General features: G+C 65.2%; 13 protein-coding genes. 5 read left to right on the top strand and 8 right to left on the bottom strand.

All coding sequences use genetic code 11. The features are described 5' to 3' along the window. Positions 1-90: 90 nt before the first annotated feature. The 4 genes from D7S86_RS29875 to D7S86_RS00455 all read left to right on the top strand — a co-directional run bounded on the left by D7S86_RS29875 (position 91) and on the right by D7S86_RS00455 (position 6,939). Positions 91-1,695 carry a hypothetical protein gene (locus D7S86_RS29875; RefSeq protein ID WP_205962723.1) on the top strand — a complete coding sequence of 535 codons (1,605 nt, stop codon included), beginning with the start codon at positions 91-93 and terminating at the stop codon, positions 1,693-1,695. 98 nt (positions 1,696-1,793) lie between these two features. Next, positions 1,794-3,212, top strand: coding sequence for an FAD/NAD(P)-binding protein (locus tag D7S86_RS00465; RefSeq protein ID WP_121082071.1), 1,419 nt, complete (start codon positions 1,794-1,796; stop codon positions 3,210-3,212). 213 nt (positions 3,213-3,425) lie between these two features. Next, positions 3,426-4,124 (top strand): adenylyl-sulfate kinase, encoded by a 699-nt coding sequence (gene cysC / locus D7S86_RS00460; RefSeq protein WP_121084121.1) that lies wholly within the window; start codon positions 3,426-3,428, stop codon positions 4,122-4,124. Between the two features lie 76 nt (positions 4,125-4,200). After that, a complete protein-coding gene (locus D7S86_RS00455) occupies positions 4,201-6,939 on the top strand; it encodes a methyltransferase domain-containing protein (RefSeq protein WP_158601829.1) in 2,739 nt (912 codons plus the stop codon). A gap of 150 nt (positions 6,940-7,089) precedes the next feature. Here the strand turns inward: D7S86_RS00455 and D7S86_RS00450 are convergent, their stop codons facing one another. From D7S86_RS00450 to D7S86_RS00440, 3 genes are all read right to left on the bottom strand, one after another. Further along, positions 7,090-8,181, bottom strand: coding sequence for a glycosyltransferase family 4 protein (locus D7S86_RS00450; RefSeq protein WP_158601828.1), 1,092 nt, complete (start codon positions 8,179-8,181; stop codon positions 7,090-7,092). Positions 8,182-8,446: 265 nt separating this feature from the next. Further along, positions 8,447-10,006 (bottom strand): tetratricopeptide repeat protein, encoded by a 1,560-nt coding sequence (locus tag D7S86_RS00445; RefSeq protein WP_121082065.1) that lies wholly within the window; start codon positions 10,004-10,006, stop codon positions 8,447-8,449. A gap of 18 nt (positions 10,007-10,024) precedes the next feature. Continuing rightward, complete coding sequence (locus D7S86_RS00440; RefSeq protein ID WP_121082063.1) at positions 10,025-11,935, bottom strand: tetratricopeptide repeat protein; 1,911 nt, start codon at positions 11,933-11,935, stop codon at positions 10,025-10,027. A gap of 210 nt (positions 11,936-12,145) precedes the next feature. Here D7S86_RS00440 and D7S86_RS00435 point away from each other — a divergent pair, with 210 nt between their 5' ends. Next, positions 12,146-12,970, top strand: coding sequence for an SDR family NAD(P)-dependent oxidoreductase (locus tag D7S86_RS00435; protein ID WP_121084119.1), 825 nt, complete (start codon positions 12,146-12,148; stop codon positions 12,968-12,970). Positions 12,971-13,000: 30 nt separating this feature from the next. Here D7S86_RS00435 and D7S86_RS00430 read toward each other — a convergent pair whose 3' ends face one another. From D7S86_RS00430 to D7S86_RS00410, 5 genes are all read right to left on the bottom strand, one after another. Beyond that, entirely contained in the window at positions 13,001-14,923 is a 1,923-nt protein-coding gene (locus D7S86_RS00430) for a tetratricopeptide repeat protein (protein ID WP_121082061.1), read from the bottom strand. A 4-nt stretch (positions 14,924-14,927) separates the two neighbouring features. After that, positions 14,928-16,007: a GSCFA domain-containing protein gene (locus tag D7S86_RS00425; protein WP_121082059.1), complete on the bottom strand. Its 1,080-nt coding sequence runs from the start codon at positions 16,005-16,007 to the stop codon at positions 14,928-14,930. Then, positions 15,994-16,803, bottom strand: coding sequence for a hypothetical protein (locus D7S86_RS00420; RefSeq protein WP_121082057.1), 810 nt, complete (start codon positions 16,801-16,803; stop codon positions 15,994-15,996). Before D7S86_RS00420 ends, D7S86_RS00425 begins: the two co-directional genes overlap by 14 nt. A gap of 185 nt (positions 16,804-16,988) precedes the next feature. Next, positions 16,989-18,377: an L-serine ammonia-lyase gene (locus tag D7S86_RS00415; RefSeq protein ID WP_121082055.1), complete on the bottom strand. Its 1,389-nt coding sequence runs from the start codon at positions 18,375-18,377 to the stop codon at positions 16,989-16,991. 157 nt (positions 18,378-18,534) lie between these two features. Then, positions 18,535-19,851, bottom strand: coding sequence for an alginate lyase family protein (locus D7S86_RS00410; RefSeq protein WP_338069136.1), 1,317 nt, complete (start codon positions 19,849-19,851; stop codon positions 18,535-18,537). Positions 19,852-19,895: the final 44 nt, after the last annotated feature.

Here is a 19,895-nt window from a genome sequence, read left to right as displayed (position 1 = left end):
AATTGGGCCCGAATCGGGCTCCAGTTCGCGGATTCGCCGTCCGCGAATCTCACCGATACTCGATATTGGGATAAAAGCGGATGGCAGGCGATGCAAGCGAACATCTTTCAGATTTATTACGACGAGCGAACGCGTTCGCAGGCCGATCCGGGATTCATTCCGCTCGATAACATCGCCAATACGCGCCCCGATTGGCGCGAATACTGGGCGATCCGCAATTATTTCCTCAATACGACGCTCGACGCGAATGCGCTGTATGGGTTTTTCTCGCCGGCGTTTAGGAACAAGACGCACCTCAGCGCGCAAGACGTGCATGCGTTTATCGAGGCGAATCCCGGGCATGACGTTTATACGTTTTCGCCGTTCATCCAGGATGCCGCCTGCTATCTGAACGTCTTCGAGCAGGGCAATCTCAATCATCCGGGGCATCTCGAAGTCGCGCAGCAGTATTTGCAGACCATCGGTCTCGATGTGGACATCGAGAAGCTCGTGATGACGCTGCGCTCGGCCGTCTATTGCAATTACTTCGTCGCGAAGCCGAGTTTCTGGAAAATGTGGTTCGGACTGACCGAACGGCTCTTCGAGATGTGCGAGGCGAATCAGACCGAGCTTGCCACGTTGCTCAACTCGAACACGATTTATCGGCTGCCCGTCGGCATGAAGGTCTTTCTGCTCGAGCGCATCGCGTCGCTCGTGCTCGCCCTGTCGCCGAACGTGCGTGTCTGCGCGTACGACGTGCGCAAGATGCCGAGTTCCGAGCCTGCGTATATCCAATACATCGACCAGATGATGCTGCTCGATCGCCTGAAAAACGACTACCTCGTGACGCAGGATCCGAAGCTTCTCGAAGCGTTCTATACGTTGCGCGGCACGATTATGGTCGCTTGCAGAGGGGCGAGCTACGAACCGACCAAGAAGGGCTTCATTCGGACGGTCAAGGTCAAGACGCCGCATATTCTGTACGTGAGCCTGATCGACGCAGGGCCGTCTTTTGCGTATCCGAAGTATGTCTCGCGCGTGGTGATGAACGCGCCGCGAAGCACAGAGGTGGTCAGCGCGAGCAATCTGTCACCGACCTGGGGGCCTCATTTCGAGTCGCTCGGCCCGATCGTCGGGATGTTTGCGATTCGCGAGTATCTGTCGAAGGGCATCAAGGTGTTACGCATCGGACTCTGTCATGACGACGCGTTCATCAGTCCGCCCGCGTTCGTCGGGGTTGCGCTCGACGATGAAGCCGGCGTCGCGCGCGCCATGGAGCCGGGAACGCGCGATTTCCTGTTTGCGGCACCCGAGCCTGTGACGCGCGATGCAAACACGCCGGATCGCGCGACGCTCGAACGGCTCGCCTCGATCGCGATCGAGCTCGGTGTGTTGAGGCCCGATCAGCAGTCGGCGCTGGTTGATCCGGTGCGAGTCGTACCTGGGGCGCTGAACGTCGGCGTCTATCGAAAGGATTTCTGGATCGAGGCTGTCGAGCATGTCGATCGGGTGTTGCGCGGGCTCCTCAAGCACCACACGGCGGCGGAACTCCGCGCGAACGGCCGTCGATGGGCTCGGGCGGTCGAATGGCTCGCGAGCGCGCTGTTGCTCGATCATATGGAGCAGGCACATTCGCAGATCGATTGGGGCGCCGAGTTTTGCGGACACCTACATCGGCGCGTCGCGCAAGCGCCGGGCACGCTGCAACTGCATTGAAGCGCGTGCAGAATTGTGAGTTGGGTTCGACAGGGCAAGCACGCTGACGGCGTGCGCGGCGCATGCTGTCATGACCCTGTCTGAATGAGGCACGAAAGATGAAACGGACAGTCCTGATCATTGGCGGCGGCTTTACGGGCACCGCGCTCGCGGTGAACGTGCTGCGCATGGCTGCGCCCGAGGGCGTGCGCGTCGTCATGATCAACCGATCGGGCCAGATGGCGCGCGGCGTCGCCTACGGGACGCACGACAATCAGCACTTGCTCAACGTGCCCGCGGGCAATATGAGCTTGCTCGCCGACGACCCCCAGAGTTTCGTCGAGTTCTGCCGCGCGGCCGATCCGGCCGTCACGCCCAAGACGTTCGTCGCGCGGCAGATCTACGGCAGTTATCTCGAACACTGTCTGAGCGACGCGGAGATGCGCCACGCCTCGCGGGGCGAGCTGATCCGGCTCGTCGGCGAGGTCGTGCGCATCGGATCGCTGCGTACGGATGACGGACGCGAGTCGGCGGTCGTGCGTCTGCGCGACGGTGACACCGTGCATGCGGATCACGTCGTGCTCGCGTGTGGCCATTTCGCGCCCGCGAATCCGCGTCTCGACGACGCGTCAGTCTATGCCGACACACGCTACATTCGCGATCCGTGGCAACCGGGTGCGCTCGCTCGCGTGCCCGCGCATGAAAACGTGCTGCTGATCGGCACGGGTCTGACGGCCGTGGACGTCGCGCTGCATCTCGCGGCCGATAACCCGGCGCGCCGGTGTCATGCGGTGTCACGTCGCGGGCTCATGCCGCAAGGTCACCGGACGGGCCACGAAACGCCGACGCCGTTCGATGCATCGGAACTTGTGCTGCGCATGGGTTCGCATGTGCGTGGCTATGTTCGTGCGCTGCGCGAGGAAATCGAGGCGCGGCAGGCGGAAGGGTTCGACTGGCGCGATATCGTCGCGGCGCTTCGGCCCCATACGGCCGCGCTCTGGCAGCGTCTGGCGCTCGCCGAGCGCCGGCGCTTCCTGCGGCATCTGCAACCCTATTGGGACGTGCATCGGCATCGGACCGCACCCGATTCGCATCGGATGTTCCACGACTGGGTGAGCGCCGGACATTTGCGGATTCATGCGGGACATCTCGTGCGCCTCGAAGCACGCGGCGACGCGATCGCGGTCGAGCTTCGGCAGCGCGGCACGTCGTCCGTGACGTCGTTCGAGGTCGGCTACGTGATCAATTGCACGGGACCGAGCAGTCAAGTGACCGGCGTCGCCGATCCCTTGATTCAGGCCTTGCTCGCGGACGGCACGATGCAGGTCGACGCGGCGCGCACGGGCATCGACGTCGATGACGCCTATCGTCTCGTCGGCGCCGACGGCCGGCTGAGTTCGGTGCTCCGCTATGCGGGGCCGCTGCTGCGCGCGCGCGACTGGGAAGCGACCGCGGTGCCCGAGCTGCGCATGCATGCGGCCCGCTTGGCACAGATGCTCGTGACCGCGCCCGAACGGGCGAGCGTATCGACCGTGTGAGCATTGTCGCCGCAACACGTTCCGCGCAATGAATTGCAGCGCATTTGCGTCGTTATTCCAGGGTTTCGCGCGCGACTTCCCGCCGCATACTGTTCGAAACTCGCGCAATGGCGTACGTGGCCGACGGTCGACGGTCCTGTCGTTCGTGCGCGGCGCGGGGCGGCGGACGACGCGACAAGCAGGACGCCGCGCAACGATTCCAAGGTGGCGATCATGCAGGAAGGATGGAACGAACAACGACGTGCATCCGAGGCGCGGGCACCGCGTGAACGGGCCTCGAATGTCGTGTGGCAACAGGTTGAAGTCAGCGCGGCGTCGCGCGCCGCACTGACCGGCAATACCCCATGCGTGTTGTGGTTCACGGGCTTGTCGGGCGCGGGGAAATCGACGATCGCGAACGTCGTCGAGAAGCAGCTTCATGCGGCGGGACGGCTCACATATCTGCTCGACGGCGACAATCTGCGCTACGGCCTGAACAGCGACCTGGGCTTTTCCGATGCGGATCGCGTCGAGAACATCCGGCGCGTGTCTGAAGTCGCGAAGCTCATGGTTGATGCGGGTCTCATCACGATCGTCTGCCTGATCTCGCCGTTCAGCGCGGACCGGCGTCGCGCGCGCGAACTCATCGGCGCGGGGCGGTTCATCGAGGTCTTTGTCGACACGCCGCTCGACGTTGCCGAAGCGCGCGATCCGAAGGGGCTCTACAAGAAGGCGCGACGCGGCGAGATCCGCAACTTCACGGCGATCGACTCGCCTTACGAGCGGCCCGAACACGCGGAGATCGTGCTCGACACGACATCGTGCTCACCCGAAAGCGCAGCCGCAACGATCATCGCGATGCTGAATCGAGCCGCGTTGAGCGACGCATTGCCGCGCGCGGAAAAGGAAGCCGAAGCGCACGCGATCGGCTGATGCGCGGACGTCGCACCTGTGGGGGCCCAGGACGCGGCGTGCTGCGTGTTTCAACGCAATTCATTAGGAAACGATGATGGAAGAGACTCAATTCCAAAGCGGCGCGACGCAGGGTCGCCTGATAGTCATACTCGGCATGCATCGCAGCGGGACGAGCGCGATCACGCGTGCGATGGCGACGTTGGGCGCGGACTTCGGCGACAACTTGATGCCCGCGGTGGGCGGCAACAACGAAAAGGGATTCTTCGAAGACGTCGACGTCAATCGACTCAATATCGAGCTCATGAACGCGCTCGGCATCGAGTGGCATTCGATCCGCGATTTTGACCTCGAGCGTCTCCCGCCCGCGGTGCTCGACGGTTTCCAGATCCGCGCGCTGACCCTGCTGCGCGGCAAGATCAACGGCCGGATCTTTGCGCTCAAGGACCCGCGTATTGCGCGGCTGATGGCGTTCTGGAAACCGGTGTTCGATCGCGTGGGGGTCCCGGTCAGTTATGTGATCGCGGTGCGCAATCCGATGAGTGTCGTGCAGTCGCTCGCCAAGCGTGATGGCTTCACCGAAGAGTTGTCGTACCTGCTCTGGCTTGCCCATGTGGTGCCCGCGCTGATCGCGACGCGCGACGTATCGCGCGTGCTTGTCGACTACGACACGTTGCTCGATGCGCCGGGACCCGAGCTCGAACGCATGGCGCGCGAGATGGGGCTTGCGCTCGACGCGCGGCACGTGCAGACCTTCAGCGAGGAGTTTCTCGAAGGCGGCCTGCGTCACACGCGGTTCCAGCCGCAGGATCTCGATCTGGTTCGTGTGTCCCCGCCCGCTGTCGCGCAGCTGTTCCAGGCGCTCGACCGCGCCTGTCGCGGCGCATCGGAATCGGATGCACTGGTGTCCGCCGTCGAACGCGGGCGCGCGTTGCTGCGCGATCTGACGCCGATTCTGCAACGCGTCGAAGCAGGTGCGAGTCCGCAAGTCGGCAACCTCCAGAAGCAGATCGCCGAGCGCGATCGAGCAATTCAGACCTTGTCGAACGGTATTCAGGAACGCGATCGGGTCATCGCCGAATCGCAGCGTCAATTGCAGGCCCTGGCTGGCCAGTTCAAGCAGTCGCAGGATCTCGTCAAGCAACTCGTGCAACACGAGGCAGAGCAGGCGTTGAACGCGATTGCGAACGCAGGCAACAGCGCGGTCGCCGTTGCGCCTCCCACGGTGCACGCGCTCGACGCGTCGGGTCCGGTGCTGACGGCACCGCAGACCGGCGGACCCGCGATGCATGCGGACCTGAGTATCGCGCCCGCGACGACGCCCATTTCGGCGTTACGCTCCAATGACGCGCCCGTTGTGCCGGTCGTGTCCTCGGTCACGCCGAGCACGAACAAAAAGCGACCGAAGGGCGTGCCGGATGCGATTTTTTCGTTCATCGTCGATGTCGATACCAAGTTCGCGTACCAGGGTTACTACCTCGCGCACTCGTTGATCGAACATAGTTGCGATCACCCGTCTGAAGTGCACGTCCAGTTCACGCCCGAGGTCGGTGCGGACGTACGCGACGTGTTCGTCGAAATGGGGTGCTCGGTCCATCAGATCGAACGATTTGGCGATGGACGCTACTGCAACAAGATCGCGCAACTTGCGAATCTGCACGCGTACAAGTTCGGCAAAGCCGTTCTGCTCGATACGGACACGATCGTGCTCGCCGATATTCGTCCGTTCCTGCGCGACGATGCGCTGATGGCGAAGGTCGTCGACTTTCCCAATCCGTCGACCGACGTGCTCGACGAGATCGGACGGCTCGCGAAGATGAAGCGCGTCCCGCAGCCGATGCAGGTCGATGCCAGCGACGACGTCACGTATGTCGGCAATTGCAACGGCGGCTTTTACTCGATTCCCAAAGCGATGTGCGAGATGGTCGACGAGATGTGGCGCACGTCGGCGAACTGGCTTCTGAAGCACATGGAGCCGTTGCGGCGTGCGGGCAAGGAAATCCACGTCGATCAGATTTCAATGTGGCTGGCGATCAATGTCGGCAGTGTTCCCTATCGCAACGCGCCGTCGAATCTGAACTACTTCATCCACACCGAAGGCAAGCATCGATACCTGAACGAAAAGGCGCCGATCGCGATGATGCATTACCACGACTCAAGCATCGGCGTGACCGGCAAGTTGGAGCCGCGCGTGACGCTGGATGCGCGTGGACGAGACGCGGTGCTCAAGGCGAATGCGCAGATGGACAAGCACTTCCATAGCACCCTGTTCTGGAATTTCCGGTACGCGCATTTCATTGAGCGCGGCTCGGGTGTCGGATCGCGCGGCGAGAATCTTCAATACAAGCGCGAACTCCTGATCGAGAACGGTGCGCAGGACGCGGAGAGCGTGCTCGATGTCGGATGCGGCGATCTCGAGGTGGTCAAGGGACTCGCGCTACGCAATTACGTTGGCCTCGACACATCCGATCGCGCGATCGAGGTTGCGCGTCGCGCCAAACCCGATTGGCAGTTCCAGTTGCTCGACGGCTCGGACGTGCGCGAGACGATTCCTTCGAAGGACCTGGTGCTCTGCTTCGAGGTGCTGATCCATCAACCGACGCGATCGGCATACGAGAAGCTCGTCGACCTGCTCGTCGACCGGACGCAGCAGACGCTGATCGTATCGGGCTATGCGGCCGATTATCTTGCGCGGGCTGCAAATGCGATGCTGTTCTTCTACGAGCCGCTTGAGGAATCGCTGCGCAAGTCGGGCAAGTTCAAGTCGATTCGCAAGATCGGTGCGCATTCCGATGTGACGGTGTTTCGTTGCGACGTGGAGCCGCTGGCCGCTTGATGCGCCGATGATCGACATGCGAAAAAGGGAGGCTGGGCACCGGGTGCCGAGCCTCCCTTTTTCTATGCCGCGTATCGATTGCTGAACAGCCGAGAGCCCGGCGCTTGCGAGGCTCGAAAGCGGCGCGCGCTGAGGTGCGCCCCGCGCGTCTTATGCGGTCGCGCTCGTTCGTGCTTTCTCGGGCTCCGTTGCGGCGGCCACCGGTGTGACCGCCCGCCGCTGATTCCACACGCGTTCGATCACCCGCTCGAACGACACCTTCCAATCGACCTTGCGCTTCGTGTCGATCAGGAGCTTCGCGCCCTTGGCGAGGTTCGAGCGCACGATCGGGTCGCCGAGCACGGTGCGCAGATTGGCCGCAAGCATCGGCACGTTGCCGACCGGATGCATGAGGCCGTGTATGCCGTGCATGATGCCGACGTGCCGATACGTTTCGAGCGACGACAGACAGACGGGAATGCCGAGCTCGAAGGCTTCGAACAAGGACAAGGGCTGCGACTCGCTATCGCTTGCGAGCACGAACGCGTCGGCCGACGCGAGATATTCGAGCGTCGACGCCGCGGGCTGTTCGCCGAGCAACTGATACCGGTTCGGATTCTTGCGGATGATCTCGAGGATCGGCGGTTCGAGCAGGTTGTAGTCCTTGCCGATGAACAGACACTCGATGAGATTCTTGTCGTGGAGCATCTCGACGGCCATCACGACGTCGGATATGCGCTTGCGCGGTTCGATCGTGCCGATCGCGACGATCCGGCGCTTGCCGGTCTTCGACTTCTGACGGGTCGGGCGCTTTTGATAGACCGCTTCGCTCCAGAACGGGATCACGCTCGTCTCGGTCCGCGTGTCGTACAGGAACGAGTGATAGACCTCTTTCTGGAAATCCGTCTGGAACACGATGTGCGCGGCGCGACGGAAACCGTCGGCGTGCGCGGGCGTGCGCAGGATCATCGCGCGGCCGATCTCGGCCTCGTGGAGCCACCAGATGATCGGGAACTGCGCACCGAACTTCGCGACGTTGTCGCCGAGCGAGATCGTGTTCGCGATCACGAGATCGATGCCGTTCGCGCTCGTCGTGATCGGAATGCCGGCGTCGATGTAGCGCTGCCGCATCACGCCGTCGCCGTCCACGCGCGGCATGACCGACACCGCGTGCCCGACGCCCTTGAGATGCATCGCGAGGTCATAGAGGGCCGCACTCGCGCCCGTCATATAGAACTCGTCGTTGATGAGAAGAATGTTCACGCGGCGCTTTGTCCTTCGTTGAGTTCGGTTGCAGCGATTCCGCACTGGCGCCGACGCTGCTTTCGTCGCGGCCCGCATGGCCGCGGAAATCAACGGGTTCTGAGATCACCCGTCTCCGGCGCGCTTTGCAACCGAGTCAACGAACGAACGGACAGCCGGATTATGGGATGAAATTCTAAGATCGGCGCCACGCCGGCATTTGACGAAACAACGGTCAAGTTTCGGGTCATTTCGGCGGTGCGGCAAGGGGCGCGAGCGGGCCTGATCAGCGGAGATGAAAGCTATTTGCAAGAAAATGCGCGACGGCGGCGACCACGGGCGCCCAGTCCGCATCGCGCGGCCGACGGAACAGACGCGCACTCGGATACCACGGACTGTCCTCGCGCCCGAGCTGCCAGCGCCAGTCGGGCAGCGCGGGCAGCAGGATCCAGACAGGCTTGCCGAGCGCGCCGGCGAGATGCGCGATCGACGTGTCGACGGTCACGACGAGATCGAGCGTCGCGATCAGCGCGGCGGTATCGGCGAAATCGCCGAGTTCAGTGCCCGGCAACCGAATCGACGGGTGCGCGGACAACGTCTGCCGATCGGCGGCCCGCACGTCTTTCTGGATCCCGTAGAGGTCGGCCTGGTCGGCGAGCGGCATCAACGCCGATACCGGCATCGAGCGATTCGCATCGTTGCGATGTGCTGCGTTACCCGACCACGCGAGGCCCACGCGCGGACTGCGCGCGCGTGGCGCGAGGCGTGTGCGCCAGCGTTCGACGTCGTCTGGGTCAGCCGTCAGATAGGCCGGCGCGGCCGGTATCGAATCCGCATCGGTCCCGAGCGCGAGCGGCAGGCTCATGAGCGGCGTCGCGTAGTCGCAGGGACCGGGCGGCTCGCCGGTCGCGATCACGTCGATGCCGGGCAGGCTCGCGGCGACGAGCCGCTTGAGCGACGCCTGAACTTCGAGCACCACGCGCGCGCCGCGCGCTGCGACGTGCGGTGCGTACCGACAAAACTGGATCGTGTCGCCGAGGCCTTGCTCGTGCCAGAGCACGATGCGCTTGCCGCGCAGATCGTCCGCGCCGCGCCATTCGGGCAGCGTCGTGTGCCGCCGCGGTTCGAGATCGACGCCGGACGCCCAGCGCGCCTCGTAGTCGGGCCAGCCGCTTGCGTACTGCCCGCGCAGCAACGCGAGATGGCTTGCGTTCCAGCGCGCAATGGCCGCGTCGGGCGCGAGGGCGCGCGCCCGCGCGTAGCTCGCCTGGGCGTCGTCGAAGCGCGCGAGTCCCTGCAGCGCGCTCGCGCGATTGACCCACGCCGACATCGCATCGGGCCGCGCGGCGATCGATCGGTCGAACATCGCGAGCGCCTCGGCATGGCGGCCGAGCCGGTTCAGCACGTTACCGCGATTGTTGAGGCCGAGCGCGTGGTCGGGCAGGCGGGCGAGCAGCGCGTCGAAGTCCGCGAGCGCGCGCTCGAGGTCGCCCGCTTCGAACGCCATCGCGCCGCGATTGAGCCGCAGATCCGGATGATCGGGATGCGCGGCGAGCGCCGCGTCAAACGCGTCGAGCGCTTCGGCATGGCGGCCGAGCCGGCGCAGCGCGTTGGCCGCATTGTTTGCTGCGCCCGCATGCGAGGGATCGCGCGCGAGCACCGCGCGATAGTCGGCGAGCGCCGCGTCGACGCGGCCGAGCGCGCCGAGCGAGACGCCGCGATGGAACCGCAGATCGATCGGGTCCGGCCCCTGTGCGAGCAGCTCGTCGAACAGCGCGATCGCCTCGGCGTGATGCCCGATCTCCTGCAAAGCCTTGCCGAGACGGAGATGCGCGAGGGCGTCCATGTTCGCCGGAATGCCGTATCAGACCGGCACGCGCGCGGGCTCGCCGCGCGCGAACGTCTGCAGCGCCGTCACCATGCGGGCGATCACACCGGCCCAATCGCCCGCGTGGGTCTGTCGAAAGAGCCGCATGCTCGGATACCACGGCGTATCGTCGCGGCCGAGCTGCCAGCGCCAGTCGGGATGCGCGGGCAACAGCACCCAGGTCGGCTTGCCGAGCGCGCCGCCCAAATGGGCGATCGACGTATCGACCGAGATCACGAGATCGCAGTCGGCGAGCACGGCGGCCGTGTCGGCAAAGTCGGTCAGTGCGTCGCCGGCATAGCGGATGTTCGCGTGGTGCGGCAATTGCCGCGCATCGTCGGGACGCAGACCTTTCTGGACGAGCACACAGTCGATGCCCGCGAGCGCGGGCGCGAGTGCGGCGAGCGCGATCGAACGGTTCACGTCGTTGTGATGCGTGGGGTTGCCCGATACCGCGAGCGCGACGCGCAAGCGCGTGTCGGTATCCGTGCCTGCGCCCGCCTCGTGTGGCGCGACCGCGTGCGTATGCGCGTGCATGGCGCGGCCTGCCGCGTCGGCACGCAGATAGGCCGCGGACGCATCCATTGACCCGATGTCGATGCCGAGCGCGAGCGGCAGGCTCATGAGCGGAATGGCCGCGTCGCAAGGCGGCGCCGATTCACCCGTTTCGATGACTTCGACACCCGGCAGACTCGCCGCGACGAGCCGCTTGAGCGCGGGCTGGATTTCGAGGACCGGCGTCACGCCGCGCGCGGCGAATTCGCGCGCGAAACGGCAGAACTGGATCGAGTCGCCGAGTCCCTGTTCGTGCCAGACCAGCACGCGCTTGCCGCGCATGTCGGTTTCGCCGAGCCACGCGGGAATCGACGTATGCCGCCGGGGTTCGAGGCTGCCGACTCTCCAGCGCGCCTCGAAGTCGCGCCAGCCGCGCGCGAAATGCCCTTCGAGCAGATCGAGATTCGCGAGATTCCATTGCGCCTCGGCGAGTCCGGGAGCGAGCGCACGCACGTGTGAGAGCGCCGCACGTGCTTCCGCATAGCGGCACATCGAGAGCAGCGTGTTGCCGCGATTGACCCAGGCGGGCGCGTAGTCGGGCGCGAGTTGCAGCGTGCGGTCGAGCGCTTCGATGGCTTGCGCGTACCGTCGCATCTTCATCAACGTATTGCCGCGATTGTTCCACGCGATCGCGTGCGTCGGGTGCTGCGCGATCAGGCGATCGAACGCCGCGAGCGCTTCGGTATGGCGGTCGAGTTCGAGCAGCACGACGCCGCGATTCAGCTGTGCGTCGGGGCGGTTCGGCTCGCGTGCGATCAGACGGTCGAAGCACGCGAGCGCCTGATCGTGGCGTCCGAGGCGCCGCAACGCGTTGCCCCGGTTATTGAGCGCGCCCGCATGATGCGGGTCGATCGCGAGCGCCGCATCGAAACGCGCGAGCGCTTCGGGTATGCGGCCGAGTTCGCTGAGCAGATTGCCCGCATGGATCGGGCCGTCGACGTAGTCCGGCTTCAGCGCGACGGCCGCGTCGTAGCAGGCGAACGCGGCGTCGAGCTGGCCGAGCGCTTTGTACGAGGCGCCCAGATTCGCGTGCGCCGTGTATAGATACGGATCGACCTCGATCGAGCGGCGGATCAGCTCGACCGCGCGCACGGCATCGCCGCGGGTCAGGCACACGAGGCCGAGCATTTGCAGGGCGTCGCGATGTACGGGATCGCGGGCCAGTACGGCTTCATAGCAGGCGGCCGCCTCATCGAAGCGGTTCTGCTGATGGAACGCGATCGCCTGTTGCCACTCCGCGCTGGACGCAGGGGGCTGCGTCGCCGCGACGGCGGCGGATCGCCGCGCGGCATCGGGGCGGCGCGCCACGGCGCCCGCGGCCCGACGCGTCGGGGGAACGTGCTTTTTAACCATCGATGGGGGGCCAAGACTGGGGATCCATGACGTATTGTCCGGACTTTCCGGCGATCCGAAGCGTCGATAAGCGCGCGGAGTTCGGGTCAGCTTGACGCACGCGCCGGTTGCGACGGGTGCGGCCCGTGCGTGTCAAAATAGCCCGCACTGCGCCGTGCGCGGTTTGACGCCCTTGGCGTGACCGGGCCGCACGGTGTGTCGAATCAAGGAATCCCGTCTGTGGAAAGCAAGGTTGCCCTCGTGACCGGCGCGGCGCGGCGCGTCGGCCGAAGCATCGCGACATGGTTCGCATCGCACGAGCACGACGTCGTCGTGCACTACGGCACATCGGCCGCCGCCGCGCATGCGCTCGTCGACGAAATCCGCGCGCTCGGTCGGCGCGCGATCGCCGTGCAGGCCGATCTCGCCGACGCCGGCGCGATCGATGCGCTGCTCGACGCAACATACGCCGAATTCGGGCGGCTCGACGTGCTCGTGAACTGCGCGTCCGATTTCGCGCAGGACCGATTTCCCGACTTCGATATCGCGACGCTCGACGCGAACTGGGCCGTCAACGGACGCGCGCCGATCCTGCTCGCGCGCGCCTATTGCCGCCACGCGCGTGAGCGCAGGCAGACGGGCGCCGTCGTCAACGTGATCGACCAGAAGGTGCGCGACAACTTCCACGCGGACCATTTCACGTACACGGTCGGCAAGGCGATGCTCGGCAACATGACGCAGATGCTCGCGATTTCGGCCGCGCCGACATTGCGCGTCAACGCGGTGTATCCGGGGCTGATGCTGCCGAGCGACGTCCAGACCGAGCGCGATTTCCGCTATGCGAGCGCGCGCGCGACGCCGCTCGCGCGCGTGGCGTCGGCCGACGATCTCGCGGCCGCGATCGGCTTGCTCGCCGGTCCGGCCTATAACGGTGTCGATTTCGTCGTCGATGCGGGACAGAACTTGCGGCGCGTGAATACCGACGTGCTCTACATGTATCGCGATCCGGCCGGCGACCTGCCCGCCGACGAGCGAGAGAGCAGCGACACGCCCTAGCCGCGCTCGGTGTGCCTTGCGTCGCTTCTGTCAGGGGGGCGTCGATCGACGATGCGCGTCGAGTGAGTCGAGTGCCCGCAGGATGCGCTCGAAGACACTGCCCCAGTCGCCCGTTCGCGTTTGCCGGAACAACGTCGCGCTCGCGTACCACGGCGTATCGTCGCGGCCGAGTTGCCAGCGCCAATCGGGATTCGCGGGCACGAGCACCCAGACGCGCGCGCCGAGCGCACCCGCGAGATGCGCGACCGACGTGTCCGCGCTGATCACGAGATCGCACTGTGCGATCGCGGCCGCTGTGTCGGCGAAATCCGCGATCGCGTCGCCGATGTAGCGGACGTTCGGATAGTCCGCGAGTGCATGGGCGTCGGCATCGCGCAGGCCCTTCTGAAGCATCACGGCGTCGACGCGGTCGAGGATCGGCGCGAACGCGCGCAGCGCGATCGAACGGTTCGCGTCGTTGCGATGCGTGCTGTTGCCGGAGATCGCGAAACCCACGCGCAGACGCGTCGAGCGCGGGCCCAGGCGCGCGGCCCAATCGGCGCATAGCGCGGGGTCGGCGTGCAGATAGGCGGGTTCGGCCGGGACCGATGCGAGCGTCTGTCCGAGCGCGAGCGGCAGGCTCATCAAAGGGATTGCGTAGTCGTACGCGCGGTTCGCGTTTTGCGTCTTTCGCATGTCGGTTGCGTCGCTCAAACTGCTCGAACGGCTCGCACCAGTCGTATCGCTCGAATCCGCCGCGACGGTCGTGTCGCTCGCCGCGCCTGTCTCGATGACCTCGATACCCGGCAAACTCGACGAGAGCAGCCGCTTGAGTGCGGGTTGGACTTCGAGCACGGGCGACGCGCCTCGCGCAGCGATATCGCGCGCGAAGCGACAGAACTGCAGCGTGTCGCCGAGTCCCTGCTCGTGCCAGAGCAATACGCGTGCGCCATCAATCGATGCATCGCCGAGCCATGCGGGAATCGTCGCGTGGCGGCGTGTCTCGTGATGTCGCGAATGCCAGCGTGCTTCGAAGCCGCGCCATCCGGCGTCGAACCGGCCTTCGAGCAAATCGAGATTGGCGAGATTCCAGCGCGCGTCGACGAGCGCGGGCGCAAGCGCGAGTGCGCGCTCGAATGCGGCGCGCGCATCGGCATAGCGGCATTGCGCGAGCATGACCGTGCCGCAATTGACCCAGGCCGGCGGGTAGTGCGGCGCGACGGCGACCGCGCGTTCGACCGCGGCGACGGCCTCGGCGTCGCGGTGCAGGCGCATGAGTGCGAAGCCGCGGCTGCTCCATGCGGGGCCGTCGTCGGGACGCGCCGCGAGCAGCGTGTCGAACTCGGCGAGCGCGTCGGCGTCGCGGCCGAGTTCGAGCAAGACGGCGCCGCGATGGTGTCGCGCGTCGAGCCGGTTGGGATCGCGCGCGAGCACGCGGTCGAAACACGCGAGCGCTTGCGCGTACGCGCCGAGACGCCGCAGTGTGATGCCTCGGCCGACCCATGCGCCCGCGTGGGCGGCGTCGATCTGGAGCGCGCGGTCGTATCGGTCGAGCGCATCGCGCGGTTGGCCGAGTTCACCGAGCAGATGTCCGGCCTGGATCCAACCGTCGACGTAGGCCGGATTCAGCGAGAGCGCGGTTTCATAGCTTCGCAAGGCGCGCGCGCGGTCGCCGAGCGCCTTGTATGCCGCGGCGAGATTCGCGTGCGCACCGACTGAAGCCGGGTCGAGTTCGGTCGCACGGCGCAGCAGGTCCGCTGCGCGCGCGGCGTCGCCTTGCTTGAGCGCGACGAGGCCGAGCAGCGAGTGCGCTTCGCCATGCCGCGGATCGCGCGCGATCGCGCGTTCATAGAGCCGCGCCGCTTCGTCGAGCCGGCCGGCTCGATGGAGGGCGACGGCCTGCTGCCATTCGGACGATGCGCCCGCCGAGGCGGAAGGCGCGCGGCCCGGGGCCTTGGCGCCGGTTTTCTTCACGTCCTCAACCTACAGCATCGGGGTCGTTGTAGGCCTCGTCGCATTCGGCCCGAACGGCTTCCCGCACGGCGGCCGCAGCCGTCTGATGTTCATCGGGGATGCTGATCGGCCGTCCCATCTGCCGATGCGTGACGGTCGTCTGAACGAACGAGCGCCGAAACACATCCATGACGAGACTGACGCCGCGCGGCGAGATCGAGCGCAAATCGCCATCGAGGAATTGACCGAACGACGCGGGACTCGAAATGATCTCGAAGCTCGGGAAGTAGTCGCAGTGCGCTTCGGACCGGCAGATCTCGTCGGCGACGGCCCGCAGAATCGCCTTGGACGCGGCCGTCGCCACGACGACGTGATGTTCGGTCGCCGTCGCGGCGAGCGCGACGGGCGACACGGTGAACAGCCAGCGCAGACCGGGATTGACGGAGCGACAAAACGCGATGCACCACTTGAGATCGTCGAGGATCTCGCCGAACGAATAATTGACGAACTGGTGGCGGGTCGCGTCATATTCTCCGACGCGTGTTCCCGGACATGCCGGAAACACGATGCCCGTCTCGGTATCGAACCAGGCTTCGGTCAAGCCGAGCGTGAAGACGAAATAGTCCGATTCGATGAACATGCGGCGCACGCAATCGAGATGGAAATGCCGATCGGCGGCCACGTCTTCGGGACTCGCGAAGTGATTCGCCGGAATGGACGGCCTGAGCATATCGGCCCAGCCGTCCTTGCATTGCGCGACAAGGACCGTGCGCTCGCGAATATCGAATGCGAATTCAATGAGCTGGCGCAACTGCCGCGCGGTATAGATATTGCCGTAGCGCGCCGAAAATACGCCGTATTGCGATTCGTCGGCGCGCGCTTTCGTCATCATCGGGTGCGGCGTTTCGCTGACGAAATGATGAAGTCCGAGCGACGGCAAATTGCGCGCGATATGTTGCGCGAAACAACTGCCTGCTGTCGAGACCTTGTCGTTCGCCTGGATCTTGAATCGGGTATTCGGTTTGAAATTTAAGCTCGACCAAACGTGATCCGAGACCGATCGTTTCCAGAAATTTTCAGCCGGTAGATGCTTATACGGGTGCATACACGCCTGCCTTCTTGAACTCGGCAATCAAGGCGCGACCATACCGCTGATTGCCATGGAGCCATCCATGCGCATAGTCGGCTCGCAAGCCGCCCGCTTCGGTCAGGCATTCCTGCGGCGTAAATAGAGTCCGCACGCCATAGCGTTCGAGTTGCCCTGCCAATTGATCGTACATCGCGCGATACATCTTGAGCCGAAGCGCGAAGGGTCGCACGCCGTAGCGCTCGAACATCGGACCCAGCGAGCCCGGCAGATCGAGAATGTGTTTCTCCGACTCGACGGGCGCGGGTGCCGCGACGTGGTAGACGGGCGAATTCGGGCGCACGTGTCGATAGAGCGCACAGACCGCGAGAATGTGCTGCGTGACCTGTGAAAAATGATTCAGCACATCGGTGGTCGGGATGAACTGACGGCCCCGTTGCGCGTGATTGCCCTGATAGGAGAAATCCCATTTCGGCACGGAATCGACGAGCGATTCGAGCGCAAATTCGTTCCCGCGCAGCATCACGACAATCGCGCTGGGATTATTCGGCGTTTGCTCGATGAACTCGAGCATGCCGCGCGGCGGTGTCAGCGTATTGCCATCGAGTCGCGTGTTGCCGAGCAGCCCTACATTGCACGCCACGTACGAAAACGGCGTGCCGTCTTCCACAACGAATTCGCCGCGAAACACGCGGCGCTCGGCCCAATTCTGCTCGCAGTCGCGAAACACGTCGTCCGCGCAATACGCGTGAAGCAAGCTCGTGCGAACCTGCGAATTACCGACAACGAGAACGTTACCCCGTTCCGAATTCATCCAGCGTGCCCCATTTCCGTTTGATGGCAGAACAATCGACTGATCGAGTGCATGACTCAGCGTATTTGCATGCCTTGGAAGACGTCAGGCGCGATCGTGGCTAATCTAGCACGCGTATGCAATACCGATTGAATAAGGAACGGGGACTTTCGAGGCCAGTTCAACGGTATTCGGTGTGTCGCCATTCAACATTCGACGATGTTGACCGCCAGGCCGCCGCGCGACGTTTCCTTGTATTTCGTTTTCATGTCGGCGCCGGTTTGCCGCATCGTTTTAATCACCGAATCGAGCGAGACCGCGTGGGTGCCGTCGCCGCGCAGCGCGATCCGCGCCGCATTGACGGCCTTGACCGCGCCCATCGCATTGCGCTCGATGCACGGAATCTGCACGAGCCCGCCCACGGGATCGCACGTGAGTCCGAGGTTGTGCTCCATGCCGATCTCGGCCGCGTTCTCGACCTGTGCGGGCGTGCCGCCCAGCACGGCCGCGAGCGCGCCCGCCGCCATCGAGCACGCGACGCCGACCTCGCCCTGGCATCCGACCTCGGCGCCCGACAGCGAGGCATTGAGTTTGTAGAGAATGCCGATCGCGCCGGCCGTCAGCAGAAAATCGACGACGCCGTCGTCGGTCGCGTGCGGCACGCAGCGCGCGTAGTAATGGAGCACGGCCGGAACGATGCCGGCCGCGCCGTTCGTCGGCGCCGTGACGACACGGCCGCCGGCCGCGTTTTCCTCGTTGACCGCGATCGCATACAGATTGATCCAGTCGATCGCGGATAACGGATCGCGCAAGGCTGCCTCGGGATTCGCGCGCAACGCACGATAAAGCTGCGGCGCGCGCCGCCGCACGTGAAACGGACCGGGCAACTCGATGTCGGCATCGGGATTGTCGATGCCGCATCCGCGCGACACGCACGTCTGCATGACCGCCCAGATATGCAGCAGCCCCGCGCGGACTTCATCATGCGTGCGCCACGTGCATTCGTTCTCGAGCATGACCTGCGCGATCGAACGGTCCTTCTGGCCGCAGATCCAGAGCAAGGCCTCGCCGCTCGTGAACGGATTCGGCAACTGCTCGGGCGCGTGGAGGACCTTCGCATTCGGCGCATGCGCGGTCACGACGAAGCCACCGCCGACCGATAGATACGTCGACATCCGCAGTACGTTGCCGGCCGCGTCGCGAGCCTGCAGCTTGAGCCCGTTCGGATGCTCGGGCAGCGCCTGGCGATAAAAGACGATGTGCTCGCGATCGACGAAGCGGATCGGATAACGGCCGAGCAACGGCAACCGGGCGCTGTCGCGCACGCGCGCGATCTTCGGCGCGATCGTCGCGGGGTCGATCGTGTCGGGCGCTTCGCCGCAGAGTCCCAGGATGACGCCGCGGTCGGTGCCGTGCCCTTTTCCCGTCGCGCCGAGCGAGCCGTAGAGTTCGACGCGGACGCTTTCCACGCGCGGCAGCAGCCCCTCGCGTTCGAGCGCCTCGGCAAACATCAGCGCGGCGCGCATCGGTCCGACCGTATGCGAACTCGACGGGCCGATGCCGATCTTGAACAAGTCGAAAACGCTGACGGCCATGACGATTCCCCTCAAACGCCCGAACGATCCGGGCAGGTTCGATCGATTTCCGCTCGGCTGTCCGGACCCTCGGACCGGGCGAAGCACCGATGCCGACCCGGCCGCGTGCGTGCCCGGCCCTCATGCGGGCGTGCGTCGCGCGCCTGAGGGGGCGAGCCTAAGGCGTCGGCAGGCAGACACCCAGCCAAGCGGGCGGCTTCGCCGCCAGTTGCTGCGCGATCGGTAGATAGCGTTTGTCGAGCCGCGACGCGAGGTAAAAGAGCGTCGTCGCCGACTTCGGATCCCATTGCCCGGCGAAGCCCGGCACGCCGGCCTCGCGCCGCTGCGCGTCGAACGGCACCTGCGAATGCACGAACTCTTCATGCGTCTGCTTGCCGAGCGCGTACGGCGTCAGCCACGCCAGCGCGGCCTGCAGCGACGCGCCGTTCGGCGCGCGCTGCGTGAGCCAGTCGATCCGATGACGCCGCGCCGCGAGCGCGGCCATCGTCAGCGGTTCGAGATCGTAGACGACGTAGTGGAGCGCATCGCGCTCGCCGAAATCGAGCACCTGTCCGTCGCCGCCGATATTGTTCTGAAGCTGGAGCACGAACAGCCGGCGCGCGGCATCGATCATCTTGCGGTCGTCGAGCGCGAACGCGGTCATCGCGACGAGCTTGACGCGGTGGCTCTGCCAGTTGTTCGCGAACGTCTTGCCGAGCGGACGCTTCTGCGCGTCGATCTGCGCGATATAGCCGGCGCCGAGTTGCTGGAGGAACTGGACCGTCGCGTTGCGCGTCGACGCGCTCAACGCGCTCGCCGTCAGGTCGTACGCGAGGATCAGCGAATCGAGGCGGGTTTCATCGATCGGATTGAAGCTCGGCTCATAGGTCTTGACCCAGGCGAGCAGGAAGCGGTCGACCATCTTCAGAAAACGCGGGTCGGCCGTCGCGCGCCACGCGAGCGCCGTGTCGCGCATGAGTTCGAGTTCCTTCGCGGCCTCGATCGACGCGTCGTAGATGCCTTCGTGCGGCAGCGTGCCCTCGGTGTGCAGGCGCACGAGCGGCTGCGGCGTGTCGTTCATATGCGCCTGCGCTTCGACGATCATCGCGTGCACGCTCGAATTCGCGTCCTCGCGTTCGCCGTTCTGGAGCGCGGGCGCCGCGCAGAAGTTCATGGCCGCATGCGCGGCCGGTACAACGGCGCACAGTCCGGCGAGCGTGGCGAGCCACACGCCGATCCGGGGCGCAAGACGGGCTGCGATCCAGGGCGCGACACGCGCCGCAAGACGGTCCGCGATATGAACCGCAATACGGACCTCGCCATGCCCACCGATCCGGCGCGGCGCACACGGACCCGCGTTCTGACCCGCACCGGCGCGCGCGCTTGAACGGCGTGCCGGCGTGCGCGCGAGCCCGGGCCCGCGTGCCGTCGTGCCCGTCATCTGCTGCTGTGCGGCACACAGATCCCGTGCCTCGCCGTTCTTGACCACCGCCATGCGCCATCCTCCCGTTGCCGGCCCGTCCGGCGCCTCAGATGTTA

This window comes from Pararobbsia silviterrae, assembly GCF_003628125.1.
Taxonomy (GTDB): Bacteria; Pseudomonadota; Gammaproteobacteria; order Burkholderiales; family Burkholderiaceae; genus Pararobbsia; species Pararobbsia silviterrae.
This window is presented reverse-complemented; position numbering and strand designations above follow the sequence as displayed.

Bases quoted from the DNA above. Each gene is read 5' to 3' on its own strand.
- D7S86_RS00445 (WP_121082065.1), bottom strand. From the start codon at position 10,006: ATGGACGCCCTCGCGCATCTCCGTCTCGGCAAGGCTTTGCAGGAGATC.
- D7S86_RS00465 (WP_121082071.1), top strand. From the start codon at position 1,794: ATGAAACGGACAGTCCTGATCATTGGCGGCGGCTTTACGGGCACCGCG.
- D7S86_RS00440 (WP_121082063.1), bottom strand. From the start codon at position 11,935: ATGGTTAAAAAGCACGTTCCCCCGACGCGTCGGGCCGCGGGCGCCGTG.
- D7S86_RS00415 (WP_121082055.1), bottom strand. From the start codon at position 18,377: ATGGCCGTCAGCGTTTTCGACTTGTTCAAGATCGGCATCGGCCCGTCG.
- D7S86_RS29875 (WP_205962723.1), top strand. From the start codon at position 91: ATGCAAGCGAACATCTTTCAGATTTATTACGACGAGCGAACGCGTTCG.
- cysC (WP_121084121.1), top strand. From the start codon at position 3,426: ATGCAGGAAGGATGGAACGAACAACGACGTGCATCCGAGGCGCGGGCA.
- D7S86_RS00425 (WP_121082059.1), bottom strand. From the start codon at position 16,007: ATGCACCCGTATAAGCATCTACCGGCTGAAAATTTCTGGAAACGATCG.
- D7S86_RS00455 (WP_158601829.1), top strand. From the start codon at position 4,201: ATGGAAGAGACTCAATTCCAAAGCGGCGCGACGCAGGGTCGCCTGATA.
- D7S86_RS00420 (WP_121082057.1), bottom strand. From the start codon at position 16,803: ATGAATTCGGAACGGGGTAACGTTCTCGTTGTCGGTAATTCGCAGGTT.
- D7S86_RS00410 (WP_338069136.1), bottom strand. From the start codon at position 19,851: ATGGCGGTGGTCAAGAACGGCGAGGCACGGGATCTGTGTGCCGCACAG.